Source organism: Haloferax sp. s1 (assembly GCF_058382125.1).
The window spans coordinates 1-1627 of record NZ_JBZRPK010000177.1 but is presented as its reverse complement, the minus strand read 5'-3'; the positions used below and the strand labels follow the sequence as shown (position 1 = coordinate 1627).

General features: G+C 61.6%; 2 protein-coding genes and 1 pseudogene. 2 read left to right on the top strand and 1 reads right to left on the bottom strand.

Annotated features, from left to right (window positions below; genetic code table 11):
* Positions 1 to 206 precede the first annotated feature (206 nt).
* A complete protein-coding gene (locus QT222_RS01400; protein ID WP_014732238.1) occupies positions 207 to 392 on the top strand; it encodes a methytransferase partner Trm112 in 186 nt (61 codons plus the stop codon).
* Positions 393 to 435: 43 nt separating this feature from the next.
* Positions 436 to 1014 carry a DUF7524 family protein gene (locus QT222_RS01395; RefSeq protein WP_491476065.1) on the top strand — a complete coding sequence of 193 codons (579 nt, stop codon included), beginning with the start codon at positions 436 to 438 and terminating at the stop codon, positions 1012 to 1014.
* 171 nt (positions 1015 to 1185) lie between these two features.
* Here QT222_RS01395 and QT222_RS01390 read toward each other — a convergent pair.
* A pseudogene (locus tag QT222_RS01390) lies at positions 1186 to 1627 on the bottom strand (DR2241 family protein); the annotation flags it as partial.

Below are 1627 nucleotides of genomic sequence, written 5' to 3'. Positions count from 1 at the left end.
CAGGACTACCTCGACTACATCTCCGACGAACTCGATGTGCCGGTCTACGCCGTCGGCATCGGCCCGGACCGCGAACAGACGGTCCACCTCGCGAACCCGTTCGACGAGTAATTACACACACGACCGAGACGAGTTCGACCCCCGGTCGCTGACTCGACGGCGTCGAACCCGTACGCTTTTACTTCGCGCAATCTACCATCACGACGATGAAAGAATCCCTGATGGACATCCTCTGTGACCCCCTCGACAAGAGTGAACTCGAGTTGGAAGTCGACGAGCGTGACGGCGATGAAATCATCGAGGGGCGGCTCATCGGCACGGTCACCGGCGAGGTATACCCCATCGAGGACGGTATCCCGAACCTCCTGCCGCCGGACATGCGCGATAACTAACCGGACCTGAACGTTTTTCTATTCCCGCTCCGACGGTGGTACCGTGTCGAACGCGCCGCTCACCGTCACGCTGAACGACGAGCGCCCTCACGACCTCTCGGTAGCGCCATCGTTCTCGACGAGAGACACGTTCGCGGTCGAACTCGAAAACCGCGGACAGGCGGTCCACGTCCACCTGCACGTCGATGACGAACTTTCGCGGGTGATGACGCTTTCCGAAGGGAACCACTTCGTAGATGGCGGCCAGACGAAGTTAGTCAATGTGTTCGTTTCTCCGCCGCCCGAACCGGTGACCGGGAAACTCAAAATCGTCTCCGGACACGGGTCCGAGACGGTCTACGTCGACGTGACTGTCAACCCGAGTAATGGAAAACCGCCGGTCGAGGTGGACGAGACGCTGTCGAAGCCGCGGACGCCCGAACCGGAACCGAGCATAACAGAGAGCCTCGCTGACGTGTTTCCGAGGGTCGACGTACAGACCGTTCCACTGGTGCTTCTCGCCCTCGCGGCGCTCGCACTCGCGGTCGGCGTCGCCTCGGTCTTCAAAAGTTTCGCCATCACCCTCGGTGCTGGCGTCGTCGTCGGCGGCGTTCTCGTCGCGCTGGTGCTGACGGTCTGGTAGCTGCGACTGCAATTATATCAATACATCAATATTCTCAGCGTTCGCCCTCGCGATGTCGCTCGGAGGGAAGAAGGAAGACGGTCGCGACGGTCTTCGGGGCACTCGGTGTTCCATACGCGAGACGGGCGGTGTGTTGGCCGGCGCTGTCGCCGTCGTCGCCGTTTTTAATTTCTATTCGTCGTCCGTCGGAACACCGCAGAGGTTGCCGTCGTCGTCGAACAACTTCGCGCGCAGGAACCGCGTCCGGTAGCGGTTGGCTCCTTCGTATACGTCCGCTTCGCGGATGTCGTCGATGCGGTCGTCGGCGACCGCTTCGATAATCGCTTCGACCTGCTCTTTTTCCGACGGCGTGAGTTCGAACTCGTAGGTGTTCGTCTCCTCGGATTCGAGTCGGGTCCACTTGCGGGATGCCGCGATGACGAGCGAACAGGGTTCGCGGCACGGGAAGACGCCGTCGCCGCCGTCAACGTCGAGGTCGGTCTCGTCGTCGTACTGCCACGCCCGCCGTTTGACACACTGCGAGTCGTCACAGCAGGTCTCGGCGACCCAGTTCACGGGTTCGTGACCGGCGTCGCGGTTCCACCTCCCGGTGGCACTGTACATGCCGGCCTGG

What these genes read in the sequence shown, in the direction of transcription:
- QT222_RS01400 (WP_014732238.1), top strand. Translation starts at nt 207, where the DNA reads ATGAAAGAATCCCTGATGGACATCCTCTGTGACCCCCTCGACAAGAGT.